A 23,574-nucleotide genomic window follows, 5' to 3' on the forward strand; every position below is an offset into this window, starting at 1 on the left:
TCTCCCTGTTCAGTCACCTTATCCTGATCGATCACCAGTCGTCTTACTTCTTCGTATTCAGGGCGGTCACAAGCAGGTTGTTTTTCCATCGCGGAAACAGGGGCCTGTCACCCCCAGATTTCCAGTTAGTTTTGATCAGTGCGGTAGCGACACCACCCTGCATTTGATCGCCATGGCAGCCGGCGCAGTACTTTTTGGATACCTCGTCTCCCGGTGGTGTGGTCGCGAAAGACGAAAACGGGTTGTTAACCAATATAAGAACAAAAAGAAAGAGGATTGCAAAAATTATGCATAAACCGTTTGTCTAAAAACTGCTACCTTGTATGGACAATATATATGAAAAAAGGAATACTAATCATTACCCTGTTGGTTTTAACCCTGCTCATTGGTGTAAAAGCCAGGAAGCGACTTGTAAATCCCCCTGATATTCAAAGCGGAGACCTGATTTTTCAGACTTCTGCATCAGCGCAAAGTAAAGCTATTCAGTTAGCCACAAAATCCAAATACTCTCATTGTGGAATCATCTATAAAGAAGGGAATAAATACTTTGTTTTCGAAGCAGTGCAGCCGGTAAAGCGGACCCCGCTGGATAAGTGGATTGCACGGGGAAAGGGAGGCCATTATGTGATTAAACGACTGAAGAATGCGGATAAAGTACTCACTGCCGATAAATTATTAAAAATGAAACAGGTGGGGGAAACCTTCGCCGGTAAAAATTACGATCTCACTTTCGAATGGAGTGATGAACGGATCTATTGCTCGGAGCTTATCTGGAAAGTATACCAGCGGGCCACAGGAATAGAGATAGGAAAACTGGAAAAATTAGGTGATTTCGATCTTAGCAGTGAGATCGTAAAAGCAAAAATGAAGGAACGATATGGAAATAAGATTCCCGAAAATGAAACAGTCATTTCTCCACAGTCAATATTTGAAAGCGAACTCTTAGAAACAATTATTAACAAGTAATACCTATGATACGTTTATCCTCACTACTGGCTACAATCTTGTTAGTAGCCTGCAACAGTCATCCCAAAAATGTATTTAAGACAGACACTCCCCTGGATGTGGCACAAAGTGTGTTTGGTAAAAAAGGATTTCCGGATGTAAAGAAATTTTCTACCGGGGAATATAAAGGTGATTTCAGTGGCAATGACCTGGCTGATAGTCTGACGACAAAATTCACCTTACTGGAACAAAAAGAAAATACAGCGGTAGTCGCAATGACAGCCTTAACCCCATCAGGAAAAGGAGAAGACATTTACCTGCATTTTGAAAAGGACACTGTATGGAAAATTAACGCCGTCAGGGGACTGGCTATGACCGGGATCATAGCAGAGGCGCTGAAGGAAATGGAACACCTGACTCCCCAACAGGTAGAAGAAGCGATTAAAAAAGGTCGTTTCGAATCAAAAGAAGATTATGCGTTTCAACTTGGCAATTCAAGATTGGTGCTTGCTATGGATCGTGATCTTATCAAACATTTTGAAGAGCACAAAGCGGAATTTGAGAGGATAAAAAATACTGCATTAGAAGAGTTGAAGACAATAAAAATAAATGAAGACGGGAGTACCAGGATGATTGAAAAACTTAAACCAGATTATCATAAATTATTCATAGTTGGAGTACGGTATGATGATTATGAAGTAGGTGGCAATTGCCTGAGCTTCACAATTGGTGGCATGCTTGACAATACAGTTGGTTATCTTTACGCTGCAAATAAAAAAGATCTGCCTGAAATGAACCCAAACCGATTAATCATGTTGAAAGAAATAGGGAATGGATGGTACCTGTATAAAACTACATAATGAGCAAAAGAACCTATTCAAAGGCAACAAAAGCAACTATCGATGAACTAAAAAGCGATCAGCGGGCATACCGCTACGAAGAAGATGGTAATAAGTATGGATTACTGATCCTCTACCGGGGAGAAACCCTCTTTTACCAGGAAAATGACCGTGCCCTGCTATGCGAAATAGCTGCACGGTTTGCTGTCATTAACCCTGAAACAATTGCGCATTGGGATGACAATACTGTTATCAGCACAGAAGAGCGTGCGGTCATTCTCGAAAAAATTATCACCCTCTACAAGAAAGCCTATAAAGATGATCTGAAAATTTTCTAAATAAAACTTGTGTAGTTAAATAGCTACGCATATATTTGTAGTCAAATAGCTACATAATGACAAAACGCAATAACATTATTTACTGGACAGCTACCATTATCCTGGCCTTATTCATGTTTGTAGGGGGATTAGCGCAGATTTTTCGTCAGAAAGACAATGTGGATGGCATTATCCACCTGGGTTATCCGCTTTATTTTATGACCATCCTGGGGGTGTGGAAAGTATTGGGTGTCATTACTATTCTGCTTCCCCGTTTCCCGCTGGTAAAAGAATGGGCATATGCTGGCTTCTTCTTTGCCATGACGGGTGCCGTTATTTCTCACATTGCCTCGGGTGACTCTTTTGCACACTTCATAGCCCCCCTGATTTTTGCAATTCTGACTGTGGTATCCTGGTATTTCAGGCCTGCAGACAGAAGGCTTTAGTTTTATTGCAACAGGCTCCATACTTCCCTGAAGTCCTCATCTCTCAGCGCTTCTTCCAGGTCATAGGCCGTGTACCCGGTAGAGCGGATTGCCTCTCTGCATTGCAGCAGGACTTGCACACATTTTTCTTTATCGCCTGATTTTATTGCCAGCCTTGCCATTGATAGGTAAGGATGTGAATAGTAATTTCTGCCCAGCACTGCAGAGAGTTGCAGTTTTTCTTCTGCAAGGTGGTTGATGGAGGGAGATTTAAAATCGTATGCGAGTTCGGTATATTTCACCAGGAAATTGCCCCAGTAAAGGTTGAGTTGAAAATCTTCTTCGTGCTTATATACCTGTGAGAAGAGCTGGAGACCATGTTCAAAGGTATTGATCAGTTTTTCATAAGCACCCTGCTCATGATAGAGTTGCGCGATGTCCAGCAGTGAATTGGTGGCATATACGGGAAAGGTCCAGGAAGCAGGTTGCTGTTCATGTCCTTTGGTAAAGAACTCTACTGAAAGCCAGTAATAGGCCAGTTTCAGGTCCTGTTCTTTAAGCCTTTGGGCGGTATCGGCAAATGCCTTGCCGAGTCGGTTCAGCAGTTCAGGATCCTGTGTATTATAACTTTCGAGAGTTTGCAGCAGGGAGGCTGTCTGATCTGCCATTTGATCTTTGTAATCCGCATCTATATCATTCATGTCGTGGAAGAGGATGTAGTGGTAAGTCTCTGCCCAGTCCAGGTAAACGAGTGGCTGCTTTTCTGCTGCCAGGTACATGGCAGCTTCGAACTCGCGCAATAAGCGTTGATGCCAGTAGTGATTCTGTGCAAAGGGAAGTGCGCGGACCCTGAAGCACAGGTGGATCAATGAACGGATAAAGGAGGTATCGTTTAGTACCGGTCTGAAATAATAGAGTAATTCTGTGAATGCTTCAGTAGTAAATTGTTGGGTGATGATCATTTTATCTGTCAGCGCCCCGATCATCGACATTTGAATGTCAGTCGTTTGCGGTGCGAGGTAGTAAATATGGATGGCTTCCTGGATGTAGCGGACCTTATCCTCATATGCGGCTGCACGATCGGCCAGCTGCTGGTAACAATAGCCTCTTTCCTGGTAGTACATCTGATCGGGGTAGAAACGCTGGATGGAGTCGATGATACCGAGCAGGTAAAAGATAAAGTCTTCCGGGTTGCTTACTTTGTCGCAGTCCAGGTCATATACACCATATGAATAAATCATATCATAGGCACCTATAATCTCGTCCTTATATTCTTCCAGTTCGGTTGATGAAAGGCCTTCTACCAGTTTATCCATTTCATCAACGTCATATCTTTCTGCCAGTTCTTTCAGCTGAGGGATGATATTCATTCGATAAAAATAATCAAAGAGAACAATTTTACTAGTCAATAGTCAAACCATATATCCATAAGCTCAATTTAAGGGTACTATAAGTACACCAGAAGTATATCTATATATCGATTGGATATTGAGGTGCACTTATAGTGTACTTAAAGTAAAGTATTAGTACTCAATTGGTATTAATGCTACGCTATAGTTCGGTAAGAATGTTTAATATTGATTATAACCCCAAAATTGTTTGTTATGGCAATTGTTAAAGACAATATACTTCTCCAACTCGTCCGCGGTAGTCTGGGCGGTCAGATCACGATTTATGAGCGAAATGGCCAGATTATAATGGCGAAGAAGCGTGGCCGGTCTAAAAAGAAACCGACACAAAAGCAGCTGGAAGCCCGGTATAGGATGCAGGCAGCGGCAGCTTATGCAAAGGAGATCCTGAAGGATCCGGAGTTGAAGGCATATTATAAATCGAAAGCGGGTCCTGGACAGAATGCTTATAATATGGCAATAAAGGATGCTTATAATGCTCCGGAAGTGCAGCAAATTCGATTTGAAGATACGACTGTGGTGGTAAGGGCGAAGGATGAATTCAGGGTAGCGGAGGTGGATGTACGTGTGTTTGATGCAGCTGGTGTGCAATTGGAAAGGGGAAAGGCGGTATTGGGGAGGAATGGGGTGGATTGGTATTATGTGGCGGGTAGTTTGCCGGCAGGAGGGATGGTGGTAGTGGGTGCGGTGGATTTGGCCGGGAATGAGACGGTCAGGGAGATGAGGTTAGAATAATCAGAAATAATTGATCAGGCATATATAAATTTGGAATAAGATTCCGGGCAGTCAATGTGCTGTCCAACTATTTCAGTTTATTATGCTCAGTTATATCTGTTTTTTTTTTACGGGATATCATGAATTGTCAATAGAAACGCAGCCCTATTGCCTTATCCTATGTGGCATATCTCAAAGGAGCAAAATTTATAAAATACAGGAGGCTTAATATTCTCATCGAAAATCAGTCTGATCAGCTTTTAGAAGTTGAGGGTTTTAATTATTCTGTTTGTGATGTAAGGATTAATTATGGGCATTAAAAACAGGCAATGAATTAAAACTAAAATTCTATTTTGTGCCCCATTAAATCAGTATCCCTAAAAACCCTGGAATGCAACCCAATAGTATTAAGGCCTTTAAGCGCCTCTATGTAACTGCCCGCAAAGCAATGAATGAACTCGAAACCCTTTTTTCCGCAGGTCAATTCAATGAACGCTTAATGGAGCAGGTCATTGCAGGTTGTGATCAGATGATCCCCATGTTGCCAATGGAGTTTCCCACGCAGGAACCCTTGGCAACGAATAGCCGGATTTTGCTTGTAAACCTTGCTGACCCTGAAGACGAACCCCAGCAGATCGAGGAAAATGAAAATGGCAATGTTTCCTATAACATTCCTGAGAACACCGACCTGCTTTATGAAAGTACGATTCAAACGGTACTGGAAAACTGGAAGTTTATGGCCTGGAATATTGCTGTTCACGCCCCCAATGATCCTCAAATGAAAAGTAAGTACCTGCCATTCCTGCTGGCCCAGGCGGCGCACTGTATGCAGCGCTTCCCCCATGACAGGCAGTTAATGCGATGGGAGCAGGAAATGTATGTGCTATATGCTAACCAGATCGGTTGGTTTACTTACGAGCGGGAGCAGGATCCTGAAAAACTGGAAACTGCTTTGGCGGTAGTGGAAAAAGGGTACCAGCATGCAAATTGGAAGAAACTATCTTATATCAAAGACACCAAGGTGCGGCTCCTGCTGAAACTGAATCGCCCGCAGGAAGCCTATCCCATTATTCGGGAAGCCCTGGCATGGGATGAAGACTATCCGGATTTCCAGGACCTGAAGAAGGATGAAGGATTTTTGACATGGCAGGCTGTAAAGGATGAAGAGGCCCAAAAAGCGCAGGCAGCATTTATGGGAATGATAAAATCGGAGCAGGAAAAGGTTGTCAACAAGTTTATCAACCCGGGGCATCCGCTTGTAATACAGCATGCGGATGTACTGAACCTGATAAAACAGCGGATGGTTTCCTGTCTATTCCATAAGATGTACCAGAAGGACAGGATTAAGGTGAAAGAAAACTTTAAGGAGGAACGGTTTGCGTTGCAGCCGTGGTCACCAGAGGCGGTGCTGCAATTTGAGAAAGACAATGACATTCGTTTACCGGATGAGTTGAAGGTATACCTCATGGAAATAGGGGAAGGTGGTAAAGGGTATTTTTGTTATGGAGGGATTGATCTTAAATGGTTGATTGATAAAAAGGAGGATTTGGAAAATGCGCGGAAGCCGTTTCCGGTGACGGAAGATAAGGTGCATGATATTTGTCACTGGTGGGAACTGAATGCCTGGGTGGAACCTGATGATGAGGAGTGGAAGGAGGTGGGTATTCTGGATAAGGACGATGATATGAAGGAGATGTTTGGTTTGCCGGCTGGCGCAAAGATGAATGATGGGTGTTTTGAGTTTGGGTATGCGGCTTCACAGGATCCTTTGTTGCTGATTATGAACGGGGTGTTTGAGGGTGAAGTGTGGGTGGATACTTTGCAATATGGCGCGGAGGCTGGTGGTTGTTTTGCACCGGCTTCGGCTAAGAAGCTGAAGTTTTTGGAATTTATTGCGGCGAGTGTGCTGGCGAATGAGCTGGATTATACCAATGGGGCAGGCAAGGGGAGTTGGATGTGATGAAATATTATTTGCAGTGTGTAATTGTTGGGTGGCAATGTTTTTGGGCAATGTTTATTAAAACCAGGAAACTTAAAAGAAGGTATAAATTAAAAGAAGGTATAAAAAAGAATAAGCCGCTATTAAAGCGGCTTTTTAGCTTGTTGCCTGAATGTGATTTGAATCGTATTTGATAATCAGCTAGTTGTGATAAAGGTGTAAAACAGTAAAAAGCTCTTTTTTTTCGAATTTTAAACCACAATCTTATAATAAACAAACACCCTGTATTTAACGAAAGAAAACAATACCATGCCACAATTTTGAACCTGTCTCCAGGTCCTTCAATTGTATTACGTGTAATGGCAGGAGATACAATTCAAATTGGAGCGAAAGCATTTTACAAAAGCATAGCTGCGAACACTTCAAACGCTACCAGCAACAGCATGCTGTCTGCAATAGTTGAAGCATTTGGCTCTTTCGGCGTAGTTAACGCCGTTCACGCAGGAATTGATGGTAATTCTATATTGGCCACATCATTTACTACCAGTGAATATGAGCAATTAATTTCTAAAGATCCAGATGAAAATTTATCTAAACCTAAAGCATATTTGAATGATGTATTATTTGATGACATGTTCAACATGGTAGATGAAAAAAGTGGAGTAAAACAGGTAAAAGGTACACCTGATGAGTTGCAAACACTAAGTGTAGATAAACTGCCTATAAAGAAAACCGATTTTTATATATTTATACAAGACGTTCTTTCGTCTTTACAATTGGAAACCATCAATGGATTCCAACCAACTATTGCTCCAGGGAACCCCGCTAGTCAGGATAACACTGTAGTAAATAATACCAATTATGTTAAAGCGGCAAAAATCCAGGAATTAAACCCTGATTTTCCATTTCCTTGTTTCAAGACTTTTATTTGCTAAGGAAGGAGATGAAGCAATTCCAAAACATGGGGAAGGTAAAAATGGACAACATGCAAATCAGAAAGCTAAAGAGGCTGCAAGGGAAAAATATGAAGCGCTTAAAGCCGAATATGAAGTATTAAACAGTAAACCGAAAGAATCAAAACAAGACAAGAAGGAGTTAGATAAACTGAAAAACCAGGTTCAGCATCAAAAAAAATGGATGAAACTGGTGAAAATTACAGCTAAAGAGCAAAAGGAAGTAATTAATTTATACATTATGGAGTTATATACATTTTTAATGCAGTTTAGAGGAGGTACCTATATTAGTCAGGTGGAATCAAAAAACTTATCAGAGGCCACTACATTGTGGGTAAAACAATTAAAAATAGAGGAAATAAAGCACTTAGGAGAGAAAGGTCAAATTGAGATGATAAAAGAAGCAGAAAATTTTGAATTGTTCGCTCTGAAATCTTTAAAAAACATCTGGTTTTTTTGTTTTGGGATCAAAGCCGGTTTTATTATGGTCAATGTTGTAAAGACAGACAATAAATAGTTTTTATTTTTAAAAATGGGCCATTCAGAAATGATTCCGGAATCTTTGGGGTTTAACGAATATCCTGATCTATATGCCGATAACAAGCATGATAAGGAGACGGATTTAAATATTGTGGTCCTGGAGGAGGGGGAATAGCTGATTGGGGAAGGTGAAAACGATTGTTTTCATTTTCCCCAGTCACCAGCAGGAGGAATTATCAGGGAAGATATCAATGTTATAATCTATTTACGCCGAAGAGAAAAAAGAGTTCTTCAAGAACAAGACCATTCATGAAACCTTAGATGCAATTAATCATTTCTCCACTAACTGCCGGCTAGGTGGGACGTTAATTTCAAATTGGAAAATCTGATTTTATCGGAAGATGATGTTTTCAGTTTCGAAAACACCACCATATATCCTGCAGGCCACCCGGATAAAACGGCTATGAAAGAAAGGGTAATAAATTCTTTTGATCCGCCAACGGAAAACTATTTTTCGGGTGAAGACTATTGCGTAGCTGAAGTATCTGTTGAAGCCATAAACTACCTTGGGGCACACCGGGTGGCTGTTAAGAAACTTAACTATGTATTGGAGTAGAGATGAAAGAGGATAACTTTTTATGAGGGAAAAGGAATTATTTGGTCCGTGATGATCTGATAAACTTCCGCATGTCAAAAAGTGAGATCTTTTTTGTACCTGACGCTAAATGAGTTTTCTTCGGTGGATAATGTTTTAAGCGTAGAATTGTATATTAAGGTTATTAATGTAGTTGATCGAATACAAAATTGTGAACCATGGGCCAATGGCATACCCTACACCTATTTGATGATAAGCGCTTCTATACTGACACTGTTCCGCTGCTCAAAGGTCAGCAGGGAGATATTCAGGCTTATTATACAAAGTATGAACAAACCTGTATCAAAGGAAAATGCGATATTCCATTAGCTGAACTGGTAACCGTGTTCAACCAGCTCAAAGGCTACCGGCTGGAGTATCTCCCATTTATGGAAGTGATCCACAAGGAATGGTATCCATTTCTGAATACCCTTCCATGGACCTATCACCTGTCTGCCTTCTTTGAGTATGTCGTGTTCTCTCATTGCGCTGACTATGTGCCATACTTCCGCTTAGGAAAATCTGCTGCTATACATCGTGTGCCGGGAATCAACCCCAAGGGTCTGAGCTATGAGATCATATGTGAATTAAGTATGAATAACCCAGGCATCTTCACTGCTGAAGGAATGGGCGTAACAGGCTGGATCACTAGTGAAGAAGTGAAAGCATTACTTGCAGGATTAAAAAATGAAGAAACCATTCACGATATAGAAGACTTTATTGCCTTTCTGGAAGTAACTGCCTCCTTGGACATGGGTGTCATAGCAGGGGTAGATCTCAGGGAAGGTACACTCAGGGAATTACCCTCATTTAAATTCAGTACGAGGGATATGTGGGATATGCAACTGATAGAAAGACTCGCCATTGAATAATGTATAATCCCGGTTAAGCCCCTATTTTATAAATATTGATTCCGGTGGAGTAAGAGTTAAGGGCAATAATCCTGATAGAGGTATTTATTCAATTCCTGCGAACACAAAATTAAAGGGAGTATTTAAAATCGAATATTCGACTTTTTGAGCGGTTAGCATCTAAAAAAAAACCACTGAGAATGAATTCTTCAGCGGTTTAAAAAAGATTCGTTTTTTCGGGTTGCCTGACCTGGATTCGAACCAAGACAAACAGAGTCAGAGTCTGTCGTACTACCGTTATACTATCAGGCAATAGTTATTTGTCGTTCGGGACGGCAAAATTATAACTTTCTTTAACAAAAAGCAAAATTTATTTTAAAAATTTCAGGCAGCTTAATCTGAGACAGTAAAAAAGCCCCGCACATGCGGGGCTTTTTCCATTTATCGAAATTAATTCTACTTATTAAAGAGCATCCAAAACAACCTTATTTATAAGTCGCCGCCAACTGCAACGCCTTATAAGCATTCACCACACCACCCGTCTTACACAAATCCGTCATCTGCACCTGCTTAGCCTCCCCATTCTCATCTCCAATCGCTACAGGATGCTCAATCTTCACCACAGATTTTAATATAATATCCTTCACCTGCAGCGCAGTCAGCTTAGGATAATAAGAACGAATCAACGCCGCCAAACCAGTTACCACCGGTGCCGCCATACTCGTTCCATCATGATAATCATATTTTGAACCCGGAATTGAAGAATAAATCGCCACACCAGGTGCAAATACATCCACCGCATCCTTACCATAGTTAGAGAAAGAAGCCGGCAATGTCTCATCATCATTCGGACCAGACGCACCTACCTCAATCCACGCATCTGCTATACCTCCATCCAGGTACTTGCGGTTAGGATAGTTTCCCACAGAATCCGTATTCTCACCATCATTACCCGCTGCATGTACCAGCAGCACATCTTTAGACATCGCATATTTTACCGCATCATCTACCGCCTTCTTATTCGGAGAGTAAGGCTTACCAAAGCTCATATTGATCACCTTCGCCCCATTATCCACCGCATAACGCAGTGCATTTGCCACATCCTTGTCTCTTTCATCTCCATTAGGCACCGCACGTACGGACATCAGCAATACATTGTCAGCTACACCATTGATACCCAGGTTATTGTTACGACCCGCACCAATGATACCTGCTACGTGTGTACCATGATCCGCATCCGGACCAGTGACATCGTTATTACCGTAATAATGCTCGTCTACATTTGCATAGTTATCACCCACTATAGCGCGTGGATCATACTCCAGGTTCAGCTGGTAATCCGCCTGCTCCTTAAAATGATCATACGCCCTATCCAGCTCACTGGCTTTGAAGGTTTTATAGTCAGGGTAGCGCAGCAGCTGCTGACCTACCACCTGCTTGATCTGCTCTTCCACCGGGTTGTCCGCATTAAAGGTCTGGAAATCAGCCGCTGTCGGATTCTCCTTATTCATTTTAGCTACCATGGTATCCAGCATACCCTTGAAACGGTTGATGCCATACAGGGTTTTCTTAGCCTCGTCCATTTCCTGGTCGTACTTAGCACGCAACTGTTTGTACTGGTAGAGACCATTGGTGTCGGCAGATGGGTTTGCAAAACGGGCCTGGCCGGCACGCACCAGGCGGGTCAGTTCCAGGTTGTCATAACTTACATTGCCTTTGGCAGAACCGATGAAGTCCCAGCCGTTAATATCATCTGTATAGTGATTCTTGTCGTCATCCTTACCATTCCCTCTCTTCTCCTTCAGGTTCACCCAGAGGTAAGATTTCAGGTCTTCATGTGCGGTGTCCACACCGCTATCGATAATGGCAACTACTACAGGTTTAGATTTCTTGTCTTTCAGCAGCTCGTTGTACGCTTTTTCTACGCTGATACCGAAAACGGAATCCTTTTCCAGATCCATATTCTGCCAGTTGGGAAGCTGTGCATGCACCATAGAGGCGGACAGTAACAATGCGGCGGCGATGGCTGCGTTTTTGAAAATACTCATATGTTTTGATCATTGACTCCACAGTAGCAGTTCAATAGAATATATATGCTCCCGGGGTAGGTTTTATGTTTGTTTTTAAAGTTGTCTTTGCTCTGGGGAATTAAAGGGTCGAAAATAGCTATTATAACCCTTTGAAAATGTTAAATGTTAAAGTAAGCAATTATACCCAGCCACACAACCGCCATGATGATCAATGGTACCCAGGCAGGTAATAATTTGTACGGGGGAATGCCTCTCAAAAGCAGGTGCCATACCGGGAAACTCAGTAAAAAGGCAAAAATAAGGGAGGGTACAAAGATGACATCAGTTCTGCCGGTATGGTTATGCAGGATCATTTGGAGGTGGAAGTATTCAAATATCATGGCACCCAGCATTACAAAGGGAATGCTCTTCAGCCGGCCTGTGTTTCTGAGGTTTACGCAAAAAAGAATAGCACCGCCTATGGGTGTCATCAATATGGTATAAATGGCAATAAAGATCCTTGAATAGAGCGCCGTCCTTTGATCACTGCTTGCTGACATACAATAAAATTAATGTCGCAAGATAGTATAAAAAGAAGAACGTGTATCAAAAGTAAGATACACGTTCCCCGTATGCCGGCAATTTAGAGATGTCCTGTTCTGATAAGGCACACTGATTATTTCCATCCGCCTCCAAGGCTTCGGTACAGCGTCACCACCGCCTGTAGCTGTTGCAGCTTGTCGCTGATGCTGTTCAGCTGGGCGGACAGCAGACTTTGCTCGGATGTAAGTACATCCGTATAGTTAGTATTGGAAGTGTACTTGAGTAATTCTTTCGTATAGTCTACAGACTTTTGCAGGTAAGCAATCTGCTGGCCCCTGATGGCGGCCTTATCTACGGCAGCATTGTAATCAAACAGGGCGTTCGTTACCTCCTGGCCCGCTGTGAGCAGGGTTTTTTTGTAGGTGACGAGGTATTCTTCCTGGTTGGCTTCCGCTACCCGTAAACGTTGCTTGTTCTGCCCCTGCTGGAAGATCGGCTGGGTCAGACTTCCAACGATATTACCGAAGAAATGAGAGGCATCAAAGTAGTTGTCCAGGGTCGTCCCGTTCAAACCACCAGTAGCCGTTATTGACAGGCTGGGGTAGAAATAAGTTCTGGCCACATTCGTCAGTTCGTAGTAATAACGAAGCTGATATTCAGCTTGTTGTACATCCGGACGGTTAGCGAGTAACTGTGCCGGTAAGCCGGTTTTCAGGTCCGCATTCACAGATTGTTCCCCCAGGGTACCTCTTTCGATGGCACCGGGCGTACGGCCCAGGTATACACTGATGGTATTTTCTGTTTCCCGGATATTTTGCAACAGGTCTGGAATCGTGACTTCAGCGGAGTAGCGGTTGGCTTCACTCTGTACCACGTCGGCACCAGTTACCACATCACTTTCCTTCAGTGTTTTCATGGTTTCCACATCTGCTTTGCGGTTTTCCACGGTTTGACGGGTAATTTTCAGTTGCTCATCATACGCCAGCAGCGCATAGTAATTAGATGCAATGTTGGCAATCAGCTGGGTGAGTACGGCCCTGCGATAGGCTTCACTTTGCAGGAAAGCCGCCATGTAAGCACGCTTGGTACTGCGCAGTTTACCCCATATATCAGCTTCCCAGCTGGCTGAGGCAGACAACTGGTAGATACGGTTCGCCTTGATAAAGTTACCCCCCTGGGAGGCGGCTACCTTCTGCTGGGTCACAGAAGCCGTGGCATCTATTGAAGGGAGGAAGGCCTGTTTGCTCTGGCGGAGATTGGCCGCTGCTGCATCCATACGTGCATTTGCAATCTTCAGGTCCAGGTTATTTTGTATGCCTTCCCTGATCAGGGCCTGCAAGTGTGGATCGGTGAATAACTGTGTCCAGGGCAGGTCGGCCATGGTTGTAGTATCGGTAGATGTACTGTCGCGGTACAACTTACTGTCTGCCACAGCCTCTGCTTGCTTGTAGGGCTTTGTCACCCTGCACGAAGCAACGAAGCTGGCAGCGGCGAGTATCACCAACAGTGCTTGTTTATTATTGGATTTCATGTGTTACGCTTTTAGTGTCTGTATCATCGTCTTCTTCTACCCTTTTAGTACTTACTTTCTCCTGCAGGGTCTGGAAGATGATGAATAATACAGGGATCATGAATATACCTATCATGGTACCGAAGAGCATACCGCCTACTGCGGCTGTACCGATGGAGCGGTTACCATTCGCACCCGCACCGCTGGCGAACATGAGCGGCATCAGGCCAAATATGAAGGCAAAAGATGTCATGAGGATGGGGCGGAAACGTGCTTTTGCACCTTCTACCGCTGCATTCAGCAGGGTCATACCATGTCGTCGTCTTTCTACTGCATACTCTACGATCAGGATAGCGTTCTTTGACAGCAGGCCAATGAGCATGATCAGCGAGATCTGGAGATAGATATTATTGTCGATACCAAAAATGCGGGCAAAGATAAAGGTACCTGTCAGACCTACCGGCAATGACAGCAGTACTGCAAATGGTAGCAGGTAACTCTCATATTGTGCACTCAGCAGGAAGTATACGAAAACCAGGCAGAGAATGAACACATAAATGGATTGCGTACCACTGCTTTGTTCCTCACGGCTGATGCCGGAAAACTCATAACCATAACCAGGCGGCAGTTTTTCTTTTGCCACTTCTTCAATCGCTTTCAGTGCCTGACCGGAGCTGTAACCATTGTTCGGCGCGCCGCTTACCGACATAGAAGTAAACAGGTTGAAACGTGCAATACTTTCAGGTCCGAATACCCTGGTCAGTTTTACAAACTCCGTGATGGGGGCCATATTGCCACTGGAGGACTTCACATAGATCTTATTCAGCCCTTCGATATTCGCCCGGTAGGCAGTATCTGCCTGGATCATGACGCGGTATTGCTTACCAAACAGGTTGAAGTTGGATGCATAATAACCACCATAATACACCTGCATGGCATTCATGACGTTGTCAACGGTGAGACCTGCTTCTTTCACCTTGGCCACATTTACTTCCAGCAGGAACTGCGGGAAGTTGGGGTTGAAAGTGGTAGATGCATATTGTATTTCAGGACGCTTACCCAGTGCGCCCAGGAAGTCCTGTGCTACCTTGTAAAACTCATCGGTGGTATGACCTCCTTTGTCCTGCAACTGGAAGGAGAAACCGCCGGCGATACCAAAACCGGTAATGGTAGGCAGGGAGATCGGGAGGATCTGTGCTCCCCTGATGTATGATGACTTTTGCATGAGCGCCCCGATTACATCCGTATTGCTCATCTTACGATCCTTCCAGTTTTTCAGTTCCAGGATAATCATCGCATAGGAGCTACCACTACCAGCCAGGATGTTTTGTCCCACCATACGCAGTGAGTTGTTCACCGCCGGAATAGTACGGGCTATGCTGTCCAGTTCATTCGCGACCACGGTAGTGCGTTCCATACTCGTGGCCGGAGGCATACTCACGTTAACGAATATAGTACCCATATCTTCGTCCGGTACAAAGCTGCTGGAAGTGGAAGTCATGAGATAATAGAGGCCGCCTCCAAATACAACGACACCCAGCAATACCAGCCAGAGCTTCCTGGACAGGAAGGTCACAGAGCGGGTATATTTAGTAGTAACAGTATCAAATGCGGTATTAAAGGAGGTATAAAACCGCTGCATGAAGTTCTTCTTCTTATGCTCTTCAGCATGTGGTTTCAGGAAGAGGGCAGCCAGTGCAGGGCTCAGCGTCAATGCGTTGATAGCAGAGAGGATGATAGCAATGGCCAGGGTGATACCAAATTGTTTGTAGAATACACCTGTAGATCCGCTGATGAAAGTAACAGGTACGAATACCGCCGACATAACGAGGGTGATGGAAACGATCGCACCGGAGATTTCGCTCATCGCATCGATAGATGCCTTCCTGGCCGACTTATACCCAGCATCCAGTTTGGCGTGCACCGCCTCGACGACGACGATGGCATCATCCACCACGATACCAATAGCCAGTACCAATGCAAACAAGGTAAGCAGGTTGATACTGAAACCAAACAGGTTCAGGAAGAAGAAAGTACCAATGATCGCAACTGGTACCGAGATAGCAGGGATCAGGGTAGACCTGAAGTCCTGCAGGAAGATGAATACAACGATGAATACCAGGATGAAGGCTTCGATCAGTGTATGAATGACCTTTTCAATACTGGCATCCAGGAATTTATTGATGTCCACCATGTTGGTGGTATGTAAGCCTTTCGGGAAGTCTTTCGCAGCTTCTGCCAGTACTTTTTTACAGTCATTGATTACCTGGCTGGCGTTTGAACCGGCTGTCTGGTTGATAGAGATATTGGTAGCCGGGTAGCCATTTACAGTGGCCATACTATTGTATGACTGTGCGCCCAGTTCAATACGGGCAATGTCTTTCAGCCGGAGGAACTGGCCGTTGCCGGTAGATTTGATGATGATATTCCCAAATTCATCCGCACTTTTCAGTTTACCTGTATAGCGAATTACATACTGGAAACTCTGGTTCCCCTGTTCTCCAAATTTACCTGGTGCGGCCTCTATGTTCTGGTCACTAAGAGCATTCGTAACATCAGCAGGTACCAGGCCATATACTGACATTACATCGGGTTTGAGCCAGATGCGCATGGAGTAGTTCATAGTACCGAAGGCACTGGCGTTACCTACCCCGTTTACCCTTTTCAGTGCAGGGATCAGGTTGATCTCCGCATAGTTCTGGAGGAAGGTCTGGTCATAAGCCGGGTTATCGCTATAGATAGCCGTGATGAGCAGGTTACTGCTCTGTTGCTTTTTTACGGTTACACCGGCCTGTGTTACTTCGGCAGGTAGCAGGCTGGAGGCGGTAGATACGCGGTTCTGTACGTCTACGGCTGCCATATCCGGGTCACGGCCTACATTGAAATAAATACTGATGGTAGCGGAACCGTCGTTGGTCGCACTACTGGTCATGTAGGTCATTCCTTCCACACCGTTGATCTGTTCTTCCAGCGGCACGATCACACTTTTTAGTACCACATCGGCATTAGCACCGGTATAGCTGGCAGACACCTGTACCGTAGGAGGTGCGATGTCAGGGTATTGCGCTATCGGCAGCGATACGAGTCCAAGGATACCCAGTATGACAATGATCACCGAGATCACCGTACTGAGTACAGGACGTTCTATAAATGTCTTAAGCATAATTCCTTTTTTAATAATAGGCTAGTCGATCTTCTGGTAAAGGCTGTCGGCTCTCACCATGCGTGGTTTGATCAGGGTACTGTCGCGCAGCGTGCTGGCACCTTCCAACACTACTTTGTCACCGGGTTTCAGGCCACTCTTGACGATGAAGAATTGTCCGTTGTCATTAGCTGTGGTCGTGATAGCACGACTGATTGTGTAGTTGTCTTTGGTTACGATGTAAGCAAAACGTTTGTCCTGCAGTTCGTATGTGGCACCCTGGGGAATGACCAGTGCGGAATCTTCAGATCTGGGAATCCTGATAATTGCGCTGGCACCGCTTTTAATGATACCCATCGGGTTGGGGAAGGTAGCTTTGAACTGGGCAGTACCGGTAGCGGTGGCGATCAACCCGCTGGCGGTTTCGATCTTACCTTTCAGGGAGTATTCACTGCCGTTGGCTAATACCATGGTTACTTCAGGCAGGTGTTTTACTTTCTCTTCGAGTGTATTGCCGGGTACTTCTTCAGAGAAGTCAAGCAATTGTTTTTCGTTCAGAGAGAAATAGGCATATATGTTACCTATGTTAGAGAGGGTAGTCAGTGCTTCAGTGCTGGTACTGCTCACCAGGGCACCAATCTTGTAAGGGATGGTACCTATCACGCCGTCGGCAGGTGCTTTGATAATGGTGTAGCCCAGATTGGTTTCGGCATTTGCCAGTGTGGCCTGCGCCTGTGCCAGCGCAGCCTGTTTTGCTTCCAGGGTATACTGTGCAGATTCCAGCTGGTACTTGCTCACGATATCTTTTTCTACCAGCGGGCGTACTTTGTTTACATCCATCTGTGCGGCATTCACATCTGCAACAGCGCTTTTGATAGCGGCTCTGGCAGTGACTACATTTTGCTCGTACTCGGGGTTGTTGATCGTGAACAACAGTTGGCCTTTCTTCACGTTGGCACCTTCATTTACATAAATCGCTTTCACATATCCGTCTACTTTAGGCCTGATTTCTATGACCTGCTGCCCCTGGATGGTAGCCGGAAAATCATAATGGATCGTGGCTTTGATGGGAGCTAACGATATGACTGCATAGTCCTTTGCCGCATCGGCCTGGCCCTGCATCCCTTTCTTGTTATTGCCACAGGACAGCAATAGAAGTGCTGCGCCGGCGACCGGTAAATACATCTTGGACATATAAGTTTTAAATTATGTACATGACAAAAAAGTCTGGCTGATTACAAGGGAGCTTATTAGTTAAAGAGCGTATTCATTATCACTGTCTTTCTTTCCTTAACAATCTTTTCATATTCCTGTTCGTTCAGTCCAAACAAATGCTGATTAAGGGGCTTCACAATAAATGGATAAATTACAAGTGAGAAGAGGTTCATGATAAAGTGAACCGGGGTCGCGCGTTGAATAGTTCCTTTATTCATTTCCTGTGCTACCTCCTGTAAGAACTGTTGCATAAATATTTCCGGAACTTCGTCCCTAAAGGGCTGTCCGTTGTGCATAGAGGTAGTCATAGAGATTTCGAGATAAGGATAGGTTTCCAATCGTTTCAGTAATACATCCACGAATTGCTCTATCTTTTTCCGGAAGGGGAGTGCTGCACCAAGCACCGATTGGGCTTCCCTGATGGATTCCAGTCTGGCTTTTTCAAATACCGCATCAAACAGCTGGTCCCGTGACTTGAAATAGTAATGTATCAGGGTCCGGTTCACACCAGCCGCATCGGCAATATCCTGTGTGGTGGCGTGCAGACGGCCTTCCGTGAAGAAGACGTGCATCGCAGTATCAATGATATGCTGCTCTGTTTTTTTATCTTTTGCCGCCATGATTTAACAAAATTGTTAAACAAAAGTAAGGGGAGGCGGAAAAGGATTTGGGGACAACGCGCCCAATTGGCGATTTTCTGAGATGTAAACGGAAAATTACACGGACATCACTTCCTGTTGAAATGCGCTGGGTCTTTTGTTCGTCACCTGGTAAAATACCTTGCTGAAAGCGGCGATATTGCTATATCCGGTTTGGTATGCAATCTCGCTCAGGGTTTGATTGGTCTGTAAGATCATCTCAATTCCTTTCACGACCCGCAGCATTTTCAGGTATTGAACAAAGGACATATCAAGTATATTATGGAATAAACGGGAGAGGGTACGGGGGCTGATGTCAAATTCATTGCTAAGAGATTCCAGGGTGATTTCCTGGTCGAAATGGCGGGCGATATATTGAATAATAGGGAGGAGGCGTTCATGCGTGGTGGTAGGCAGGGCCACGGGGAGGGTAGTTGTGCTCACTTCAGGCAGAATATCTTTCAGGGATGCCAGGAACCGGAAACCGGTCTCGCCGGGCCGGATATGACCTTTCCAGCGCGACGTATAGTTTATCATCTGCAACAGCAGCTCATTTACGGGGTAAATGCCCATCCTGCTATAAAAGGGAGATTGCTGGTCATCTGAATTATAAAAATATATATTGCGGGTGGCAGTGAACCTGGAGTGCCGGACCTGGATATAATGTTCCTGGTGTTTGGGTATCCATATATAATGGCGCGCGGGGATAACAAAGGATCTGTCCGGCAGGTTGCAATAGGCGATACCGCCTTCCACATAGGTCAGCTGCCCTTTCTCATGGGCATGCATAGACCATTTTCGTTCTACTTTATCAGTCATGACGAACACCGAGTCCGGGATGGTATCAATATCTGCTAAATATTCTTCGAGGAACAACATGTGGCGCGTTTGGATAAATAATTGGCAATTTAGATAAAATGGCTCGTTTCACATAGTACTAACTTTGCATGCAGAATAATGATTATGCGACCGAATACCAAAAGGGTATGTGCATTACTGCCTGTATTAATATTTTCGATGTGTGCAGTGGCACAAAAACCTTCCGATACTACAGCCCCAATTCACTTAACACTTGAACAGGTATGGGATAAAGCAGCACAGAACAACAAAAAGGTTCAGATGGCTCATATCCGTGTACAAACCAGTGAAGAATCCCTGAAGAATGCAAAGGCAGAACGACTGCCGGAGATCGATGTGAATGGTGCTTATGCAAGGGTAACGAATATGCCTATGTATGAAGATGGATTTTTTCATACACCTACACAATTCCCTGTGCTACATAACTATTACAAGGTAGGTGGGGATGCTTATTTCAATGTCTATAATGGAAATAAGACCAACCTTGAAATTCAGAAAGGACAAACGGAACATGCTATAACGAAGGAACAAGAGAATCTGACGCTGTCTGAAGTAAAATTCAGTGCAGCGGTATGTTACCTGGATCTGGTACGCAGCTGCCGGTTCAAAGAATTAATAGCAAAGGATATAGAAGACCAGCAAAAGCAGTTGGCCCACATCCAGGAACTACAAAAGAATGGAGTTGTATTGAAGAGCGATGTGTTGAGAGCACAGTTGAGATTATCCCGGCAGCAGATGGGGATGGTGCAAATTGATAATGATATTGCAATTGCCCGTCAGCGGCTTGCTATCCTGATTGGAGATGAGGAAAATGAGCGGATTGATGCGGATAGTATGCTTACTGATGGCAATGCAATACCGGGGTCTTATGAAGAGTACCTGAATGTAGCTGCCACGCACGCCTTCCAGTTAAAAATTTCTGAGGGAGAATCAGCACTGAAAAAGCTGGCGCTGAAAAGTGTAAAAGCAAACGTCTCGCCAAAGGTAGGACTGTTTGCAGAATACAACTTCGCGTATCCGCAGATACAGTTCTACCCTTACGGAGATGCAGCTTATGGATTAGGGATGTATGGTGTGAAAGCAAGCTTTCCTATTTCCGCCTTCTATCATAACAAGCACAAAGAAAAGGCAGCTGTCCTTGAATTAAAAAGAGAAGAAATAGCGCACGAAGAAACCGGTGATGTAATCAGACAACAGGTAAAAGAAGCTTACCTCCGCTATGAGGAAGCACTGACGAGAATAGAAGTGGCAGAGACCAATATCAGACAGGCAAGCGAAAACGCAAGGATTGTAAACAACACTTATTTTAACCAGTTATCCCTCGTGACCGACCTGCTGGATGCCGATACACAATTGCTCCAGACCCGTTTTGACCTTGTTTCAGCAAAGATCGCAGCACGCGTACAATACTATCAATTACAAAAAGTAATAGGCAATCTATAATTATTATGGCAAATTATGCAAAGACCGATAAGGTGATAACCACTATCACCGGATGGGTAGCCGGTTTAATATTAGTGGGATTGGCGATATGGGGCATCATCACTCTCCTGACCCTATATAAATTCGAAGAGACGAATGATGCCCAGGTAGAAGAATATATCAACCCGATCACGAATCGTGTAGTGGGATATATTACGAAGATCAACTACGAAGAAAACCAGGATGTAAAGAAAGGAGATACCCTGCTCCTGATTGACGACAGTGAATATAAATTACAACAGCAGGAAGCCAATGCTGCTTTGCTGAATGCAAAAGCACAGATCCAGGTACTGGAATCAAGCATCTCTACTACAGCAAAGACAGCTACTGTAACACAGGCACAGATCGCAGCTGCAAAAGCAAAGTTGTGGAAGCAGCAGCAGGAAATGGACCGTTATCAGAAACTGTTTGATGTGGAATCAGCTACCAAACAACAGCTTGAAAATGTGCAGACAGCACTGGATGTAGCGAAAGCAGATTACCAGACTGCGCTGAACAACTATGCTGCTTCAGAATCGAAAGTAGGTGATATCAAAGCACAAAAGCAGGCATTAATGGCCGAAATAGAACGCAGGGAAGCCATGCTGGGCAGAAATACACTGGATGTATCCTATACCGTAATCAAAGCGCCGTATGATGGTAAAATGGGCCGCCGTACCATCGAAGAAGGTCAGCTGGTTCAGGCCGGGCAGACACTGGCATTCATCGTGAACCAGACTGCCGGTAAGTGGATCGTGGCCAACTTCAAGGAAACACAGGTGCATCATATGCACGTGGGACAGGAGGCGAAGATTGAGATTGATGCTTACCCCGGGAAAATATTTAATGGTCAGGTAGAGTCTTTATCTCCTGCTACCGGTTCCCGCTTTTCACTGTTACCTCCGGACAACTCCACGGGCAACTTCGTGAAGATCGTACAACGGATACCGGTACGCATCAAATTGACTGACAAAGCAGATGCTGATTTATTACTTCGTGCAGGTATGAACGCAACTGTGAAGATTGCAAAAGCACAATGAAAAAACTAACGATATTTAAACCATGGGCTACGGCATCGGAATGGTTTATCAGGTTCGTGATCTTCCTGAACCTGTTGCCAAACCTGCTGATGTTCGGGATCTCTGTATCCAGTGGACCCGGTTCTGCCGGTTACTATGGTATTGAGCCAGCTGATGTACAGTATTCCATGGTCCTGTTCTACGCTTCGCTGGCAGGATTCTTTGCACTGGAAAGACGATTCTTTCAATACATTGCTACAAAGGAATACCTGTTGATGGGGGCAGTAATACAAATCATTACTTCTTACGGCTGTTACAAAACACATAACCTGTATATCTTACTGAGTCTGCGTTTCATCCAGGGGATGGCAAACTGTATTTCTTCTTCTGTATGTATCACACTGATCTTTAGCAGACTGCGGAGCAACCGCCAGCGGGAGATCGGGTATTCACTTTTTTATATGAACCTGCTGTGCATTACAGCGGTGAGTACACTGATTACAGCTCCTTTACTGGATACGTTTGATTACAATGTGTTGTACAAGTGGATGATCTTTACTTATATTCCAGGTACCCTCTTGTTGTTTGTAATGATGAATCCAGTGCGGTTGAACAAACGTTTTCCATTGTATCAGCTGGACTGGGCCAGCTTTGTGATCTATACAACAGCATTGAGTTTATTGGGATATGTCCTTTTGTACGGGCAGCAATATTATTGGTTTAGTGACAGCAGGATCCTGGCGGCATCGATAGCTGTAGTCGTACTGGGTGTCTTGCATGTGGTGAGACAGAAAGCATTGAAAAGGCCTTATCTCAGCCTGGATGTGTTTAAGAATAGCAATTATGTATTAGGGATGATCCTGATCTTTGTATTGTACATCTGTAGGGGAGCATTGAATATTACCAGCACCTATTTTACGAATGTATTGGGTATGGACCCGATGCATCTTTCTTATATACTGATTGCGAATATCATTGGGATTGTATTAGGTGTGTTAATCAGTTCCAGGATGATTCTTAACAATGTAAAAATGAGATGGACCTGGTTGATTGGTTTTGGCCTGTTGCTGATATTTCACCTGTGGATGAACTTCCTGTTTGCCACGATGGCGGATGCCGGTACCTTCATCATTCCCCTTGTTACGCAGGGCATGGGAGCTGGCATGCTCATGTCACCATTGATCATCTTTAGTATATCATCAGTACCAGCACATTTGGGAAGCACAGCATCAGCTACAGGCGTGTTTTTCCGCTTTACCGGTTTTTGTAGCAGCATTGCCCTGATCAATTATTACCAGCTGTACGATAAGAGCAGACATTATAACCGGTTCCTTGATAAACTGACAACACTGGATCCGCTGGTGAATTCAAAACTGGGCGTGTATAAAGCAGGCTTGATGGTGAAGGGATTGCCTGCGGACAGAGCGACAAACGCAGCTACCGGTTTACTCTACCGCTCTGCGGATTTACAGGCACAGATCAGGTTCTCGATGGATTACTATTACCTGATCAGTATTTTGATCATAGGCGTGATTTTATTGATCGCATGGGTACCCTACCTGAATAAGACGGTCATTGACCTGCGGAGGAATCAACCGGCACCGGCGGGATATTAACATTTTCGTTAAATTCGGGTTTTTAAAGAGTACCCGACCCCGGGTATCGACGATTAT

21 protein-coding genes and 1 tRNA gene are annotated in these 23,574 nt (G+C 44.3%); 13 read left to right on the forward strand and 9 right to left on the reverse strand.

Annotated features, from left to right (window positions below; translation table 11 throughout):
* Nucleotides 1-336: 336 nt before the first annotated feature.
* Genes DXN04_RS01570 through DXN04_RS01585 form a run of 4 tightly spaced genes read left to right on the forward strand, consistent with a single transcriptional unit; the run spans nucleotide 337 to nucleotide 2,547 of the window.
* On the forward strand, nucleotides 337-966 hold the full coding sequence (locus DXN04_RS01570) for a YiiX family permuted papain-like enzyme (RefSeq protein ID WP_116851550.1): 630 nt from the start codon (nucleotides 337-339) through the stop codon (nucleotides 964-966).
* Between the two features lie 5 nt (nucleotides 967-971).
* Nucleotides 972-1,805 carry a hypothetical protein gene (locus tag DXN04_RS01575; RefSeq protein WP_116851551.1) on the forward strand — a complete coding sequence of 278 codons (834 nt, stop codon included), beginning with the start codon at nucleotides 972-974 and terminating at the stop codon, nucleotides 1,803-1,805.
* Nucleotides 1,805-2,122: a hypothetical protein gene (locus DXN04_RS01580; RefSeq protein WP_116851552.1), complete on the forward strand. Its 318-nt coding sequence runs from the start codon at nucleotides 1,805-1,807 to the stop codon at nucleotides 2,120-2,122. The genes DXN04_RS01575 and DXN04_RS01580 overlap by 1 nt, the downstream gene beginning before the upstream one ends.
* 56 nt (nucleotides 2,123-2,178) lie before the next feature.
* Entirely contained in the window at nucleotides 2,179-2,547 is a 369-nt protein-coding gene (locus DXN04_RS01585; protein ID WP_116851553.1) for a DoxX family protein, read from the forward strand.
* Between the two features lie 2 nt (nucleotides 2,548-2,549).
* Here DXN04_RS01585 and DXN04_RS01590 read toward each other — a convergent pair whose 3' ends face one another.
* Nucleotides 2,550-3,896, reverse strand: a complete 1,347-nt coding sequence (locus tag DXN04_RS01590; protein WP_116851554.1) for a hypothetical protein — start codon at nucleotides 3,894-3,896, stop codon at nucleotides 2,550-2,552.
* Between the two features lie 234 nt (nucleotides 3,897-4,130).
* Between DXN04_RS01590 and DXN04_RS01595 the strand changes: the two genes are divergently transcribed.
* From DXN04_RS01595 to DXN04_RS01620, 6 genes are all read left to right on the forward strand, one after another.
* Nucleotides 4,131-4,670, forward strand: a complete 540-nt coding sequence (locus tag DXN04_RS01595) for a hypothetical protein (protein WP_147319811.1) — start codon at nucleotides 4,131-4,133, stop codon at nucleotides 4,668-4,670.
* Between the two features lie 370 nt (nucleotides 4,671-5,040).
* A complete protein-coding gene (locus tag DXN04_RS01600) occupies nucleotides 5,041-6,609 on the forward strand; it encodes an SMI1/KNR4 family protein (protein WP_116851556.1) in 1,569 nt (522 codons plus the stop codon).
* A gap of 338 nt (nucleotides 6,610-6,947) precedes the next feature.
* Entirely contained in the window at nucleotides 6,948-7,523 is a 576-nt protein-coding gene (locus DXN04_RS01605) for a hypothetical protein (protein ID WP_116851557.1), read from the forward strand.
* Between the two features lie 202 nt (nucleotides 7,524-7,725).
* Nucleotides 7,726-8,058 carry a hypothetical protein gene (locus tag DXN04_RS01610; protein WP_116851558.1) on the forward strand — a complete coding sequence of 111 codons (333 nt, stop codon included), beginning with the start codon at nucleotides 7,726-7,728 and terminating at the stop codon, nucleotides 8,056-8,058.
* 339 nt (nucleotides 8,059-8,397) lie between these two features.
* Nucleotides 8,398-8,637 (forward strand): hypothetical protein, encoded by a 240-nt coding sequence (locus tag DXN04_RS01615; RefSeq protein WP_116851559.1) that lies wholly within the window; start codon nucleotides 8,398-8,400, stop codon nucleotides 8,635-8,637.
* A 197-nt stretch (nucleotides 8,638-8,834) separates the two neighbouring features.
* Nucleotides 8,835-9,527 carry a hypothetical protein gene (locus DXN04_RS01620; protein WP_116851560.1) on the forward strand — a complete coding sequence of 231 codons (693 nt, stop codon included), beginning with the start codon at nucleotides 8,835-8,837 and terminating at the stop codon, nucleotides 9,525-9,527.
* A 220-nt stretch (nucleotides 9,528-9,747) separates the two neighbouring features.
* On the opposite strand, the gene DXN04_RS01625 is transcribed toward DXN04_RS01620, so the two are convergent.
* The 8 genes from DXN04_RS01625 to DXN04_RS01660 all read right to left on the reverse strand — a co-directional run bounded on the left by DXN04_RS01625 (nucleotide 9,748) and on the right by DXN04_RS01660 (nucleotide 19,442).
* Nucleotides 9,748-9,818, reverse strand: a tRNA-Gln gene (locus DXN04_RS01625).
* A gap of 173 nt (nucleotides 9,819-9,991) precedes the next feature.
* A complete protein-coding gene (locus DXN04_RS01630; protein ID WP_116851561.1) occupies nucleotides 9,992-11,554 on the reverse strand; it encodes a S8 family peptidase in 1,563 nt (520 codons plus the stop codon).
* Between the two features lie 140 nt (nucleotides 11,555-11,694).
* Nucleotides 11,695-12,075: a hypothetical protein gene (locus DXN04_RS01635; protein ID WP_116851562.1), complete on the reverse strand. Its 381-nt coding sequence runs from the start codon at nucleotides 12,073-12,075 to the stop codon at nucleotides 11,695-11,697.
* A 116-nt stretch (nucleotides 12,076-12,191) separates the two neighbouring features.
* Nucleotides 12,192-13,589: an efflux transporter outer membrane subunit gene (locus DXN04_RS01640; RefSeq protein ID WP_116851563.1), complete on the reverse strand. Its 1,398-nt coding sequence runs from the start codon at nucleotides 13,587-13,589 to the stop codon at nucleotides 12,192-12,194.
* Nucleotides 13,576-16,731, reverse strand: a complete 3,156-nt coding sequence (locus tag DXN04_RS01645; RefSeq protein WP_116851564.1) for an efflux RND transporter permease subunit — start codon at nucleotides 16,729-16,731, stop codon at nucleotides 13,576-13,578. Before DXN04_RS01645 ends, DXN04_RS01640 begins: the two co-directional genes overlap by 14 nt.
* Before the next feature lie 21 nt (nucleotides 16,732-16,752).
* A complete protein-coding gene (locus DXN04_RS01650; RefSeq protein WP_116851565.1) occupies nucleotides 16,753-17,904 on the reverse strand; it encodes an efflux RND transporter periplasmic adaptor subunit in 1,152 nt (383 codons plus the stop codon).
* A 56-nt stretch (nucleotides 17,905-17,960) separates the two neighbouring features.
* Nucleotides 17,961-18,545 carry a TetR/AcrR family transcriptional regulator gene (locus DXN04_RS01655; RefSeq protein WP_116851566.1) on the reverse strand — a complete coding sequence of 195 codons (585 nt, stop codon included), beginning with the start codon at nucleotides 18,543-18,545 and terminating at the stop codon, nucleotides 17,961-17,963.
* A 96-nt stretch (nucleotides 18,546-18,641) separates the two neighbouring features.
* On the reverse strand, nucleotides 18,642-19,442 hold the full coding sequence (locus tag DXN04_RS01660; protein WP_116851567.1) for an AraC family transcriptional regulator: 801 nt from the start codon (nucleotides 19,440-19,442) through the stop codon (nucleotides 18,642-18,644).
* An 84-nt stretch (nucleotides 19,443-19,526) separates the two neighbouring features.
* Here DXN04_RS01660 and DXN04_RS01665 point away from each other — a divergent pair, with 84 nt between their 5' ends.
* From DXN04_RS01665 to DXN04_RS01675, 3 genes are read left to right on the forward strand one after another with little or no spacing between them, the layout of a single operon-like run.
* Nucleotides 19,527-20,864 carry a TolC family protein gene (locus DXN04_RS01665; RefSeq protein WP_116852395.1) on the forward strand — a complete coding sequence of 446 codons (1,338 nt, stop codon included), beginning with the start codon at nucleotides 19,527-19,529 and terminating at the stop codon, nucleotides 20,862-20,864.
* 5 nt (nucleotides 20,865-20,869) lie between these two features.
* Complete coding sequence (locus DXN04_RS01670; protein WP_116851568.1) at nucleotides 20,870-21,922, forward strand: HlyD family secretion protein; 1,053 nt, start codon at nucleotides 20,870-20,872, stop codon at nucleotides 21,920-21,922.
* On the forward strand, nucleotides 21,919-23,517 hold the full coding sequence (locus DXN04_RS01675; protein ID WP_116851569.1) for an MFS transporter: 1,599 nt from the start codon (nucleotides 21,919-21,921) through the stop codon (nucleotides 23,515-23,517). Before DXN04_RS01670 ends, DXN04_RS01675 begins: the two co-directional genes overlap by 4 nt.
* Nucleotides 23,518-23,574 lie beyond the last annotated feature (57 nt).

It is taken from the genome of Chitinophaga silvisoli, from assembly GCF_003412465.1.
Lineage (GTDB): Bacteria > Bacteroidota > Bacteroidia > Chitinophagales > Chitinophagaceae > Chitinophaga > Chitinophaga silvisoli.

Excerpts from the sequence above, each read along its gene's own strand:
- DXN04_RS01570 (WP_116851550.1), top strand. The coding sequence starts at position 337 with ATGAAAAAAGGAATACTAATCATTACCCTGTTGGTTTTAACCCTGCTC.
- DXN04_RS01575 (WP_116851551.1), top strand. The coding sequence starts at position 972 with ATGATACGTTTATCCTCACTACTGGCTACAATCTTGTTAGTAGCCTGC.
- DXN04_RS01580 (WP_116851552.1), top strand. The coding sequence starts at position 1,805 with ATGAGCAAAAGAACCTATTCAAAGGCAACAAAAGCAACTATCGATGAA.
- DXN04_RS01585 (WP_116851553.1), top strand. The coding sequence starts at position 2,179 with ATGACAAAACGCAATAACATTATTTACTGGACAGCTACCATTATCCTG.
- DXN04_RS01590 (WP_116851554.1), bottom strand. The coding sequence starts at position 3,896 with ATGAATATCATCCCTCAGCTGAAAGAACTGGCAGAAAGATATGACGTT.
- DXN04_RS01595 (WP_147319811.1), top strand. The coding sequence starts at position 4,131 with ATGGCAATTGTTAAAGACAATATACTTCTCCAACTCGTCCGCGGTAGT.
- DXN04_RS01600 (WP_116851556.1), top strand. The coding sequence starts at position 5,041 with ATGCAACCCAATAGTATTAAGGCCTTTAAGCGCCTCTATGTAACTGCC.
- DXN04_RS01605 (WP_116851557.1), top strand. The coding sequence starts at position 6,948 with ATGGCAGGAGATACAATTCAAATTGGAGCGAAAGCATTTTACAAAAGC.
- DXN04_RS01610 (WP_116851558.1), top strand. The coding sequence starts at position 7,726 with ATGAAACTGGTGAAAATTACAGCTAAAGAGCAAAAGGAAGTAATTAAT.
- DXN04_RS01620 (WP_116851560.1), top strand. The coding sequence starts at position 8,835 with ATGGGCCAATGGCATACCCTACACCTATTTGATGATAAGCGCTTCTAT.
- DXN04_RS01630 (WP_116851561.1), bottom strand. The coding sequence starts at position 11,554 with ATGAGTATTTTCAAAAACGCAGCCATCGCCGCCGCATTGTTACTGTCC.
- DXN04_RS01635 (WP_116851562.1), bottom strand. The coding sequence starts at position 12,075 with ATGTCAGCAAGCAGTGATCAAAGGACGGCGCTCTATTCAAGGATCTTT.
- DXN04_RS01640 (WP_116851563.1), bottom strand. The coding sequence starts at position 13,589 with ATGAAATCCAATAATAAACAAGCACTGTTGGTGATACTCGCCGCTGCC.
- DXN04_RS01645 (WP_116851564.1), bottom strand. The coding sequence starts at position 16,731 with ATGCTTAAGACATTTATAGAACGTCCTGTACTCAGTACGGTGATCTCG.
- DXN04_RS01650 (WP_116851565.1), bottom strand. The coding sequence starts at position 17,904 with ATGTCCAAGATGTATTTACCGGTCGCCGGCGCAGCACTTCTATTGCTG.
- DXN04_RS01655 (WP_116851566.1), bottom strand. The coding sequence starts at position 18,545 with ATGGCGGCAAAAGATAAAAAAACAGAGCAGCATATCATTGATACTGCG.
- DXN04_RS01660 (WP_116851567.1), bottom strand. The coding sequence starts at position 19,442 with ATGTTGTTCCTCGAAGAATATTTAGCAGATATTGATACCATCCCGGAC.
- DXN04_RS01665 (WP_116852395.1), top strand. The coding sequence starts at position 19,527 with ATGCGACCGAATACCAAAAGGGTATGTGCATTACTGCCTGTATTAATA.
- DXN04_RS01670 (WP_116851568.1), top strand. The coding sequence starts at position 20,870 with ATGGCAAATTATGCAAAGACCGATAAGGTGATAACCACTATCACCGGA.
- DXN04_RS01675 (WP_116851569.1), top strand. The coding sequence starts at position 21,919 with ATGAAAAAACTAACGATATTTAAACCATGGGCTACGGCATCGGAATGG.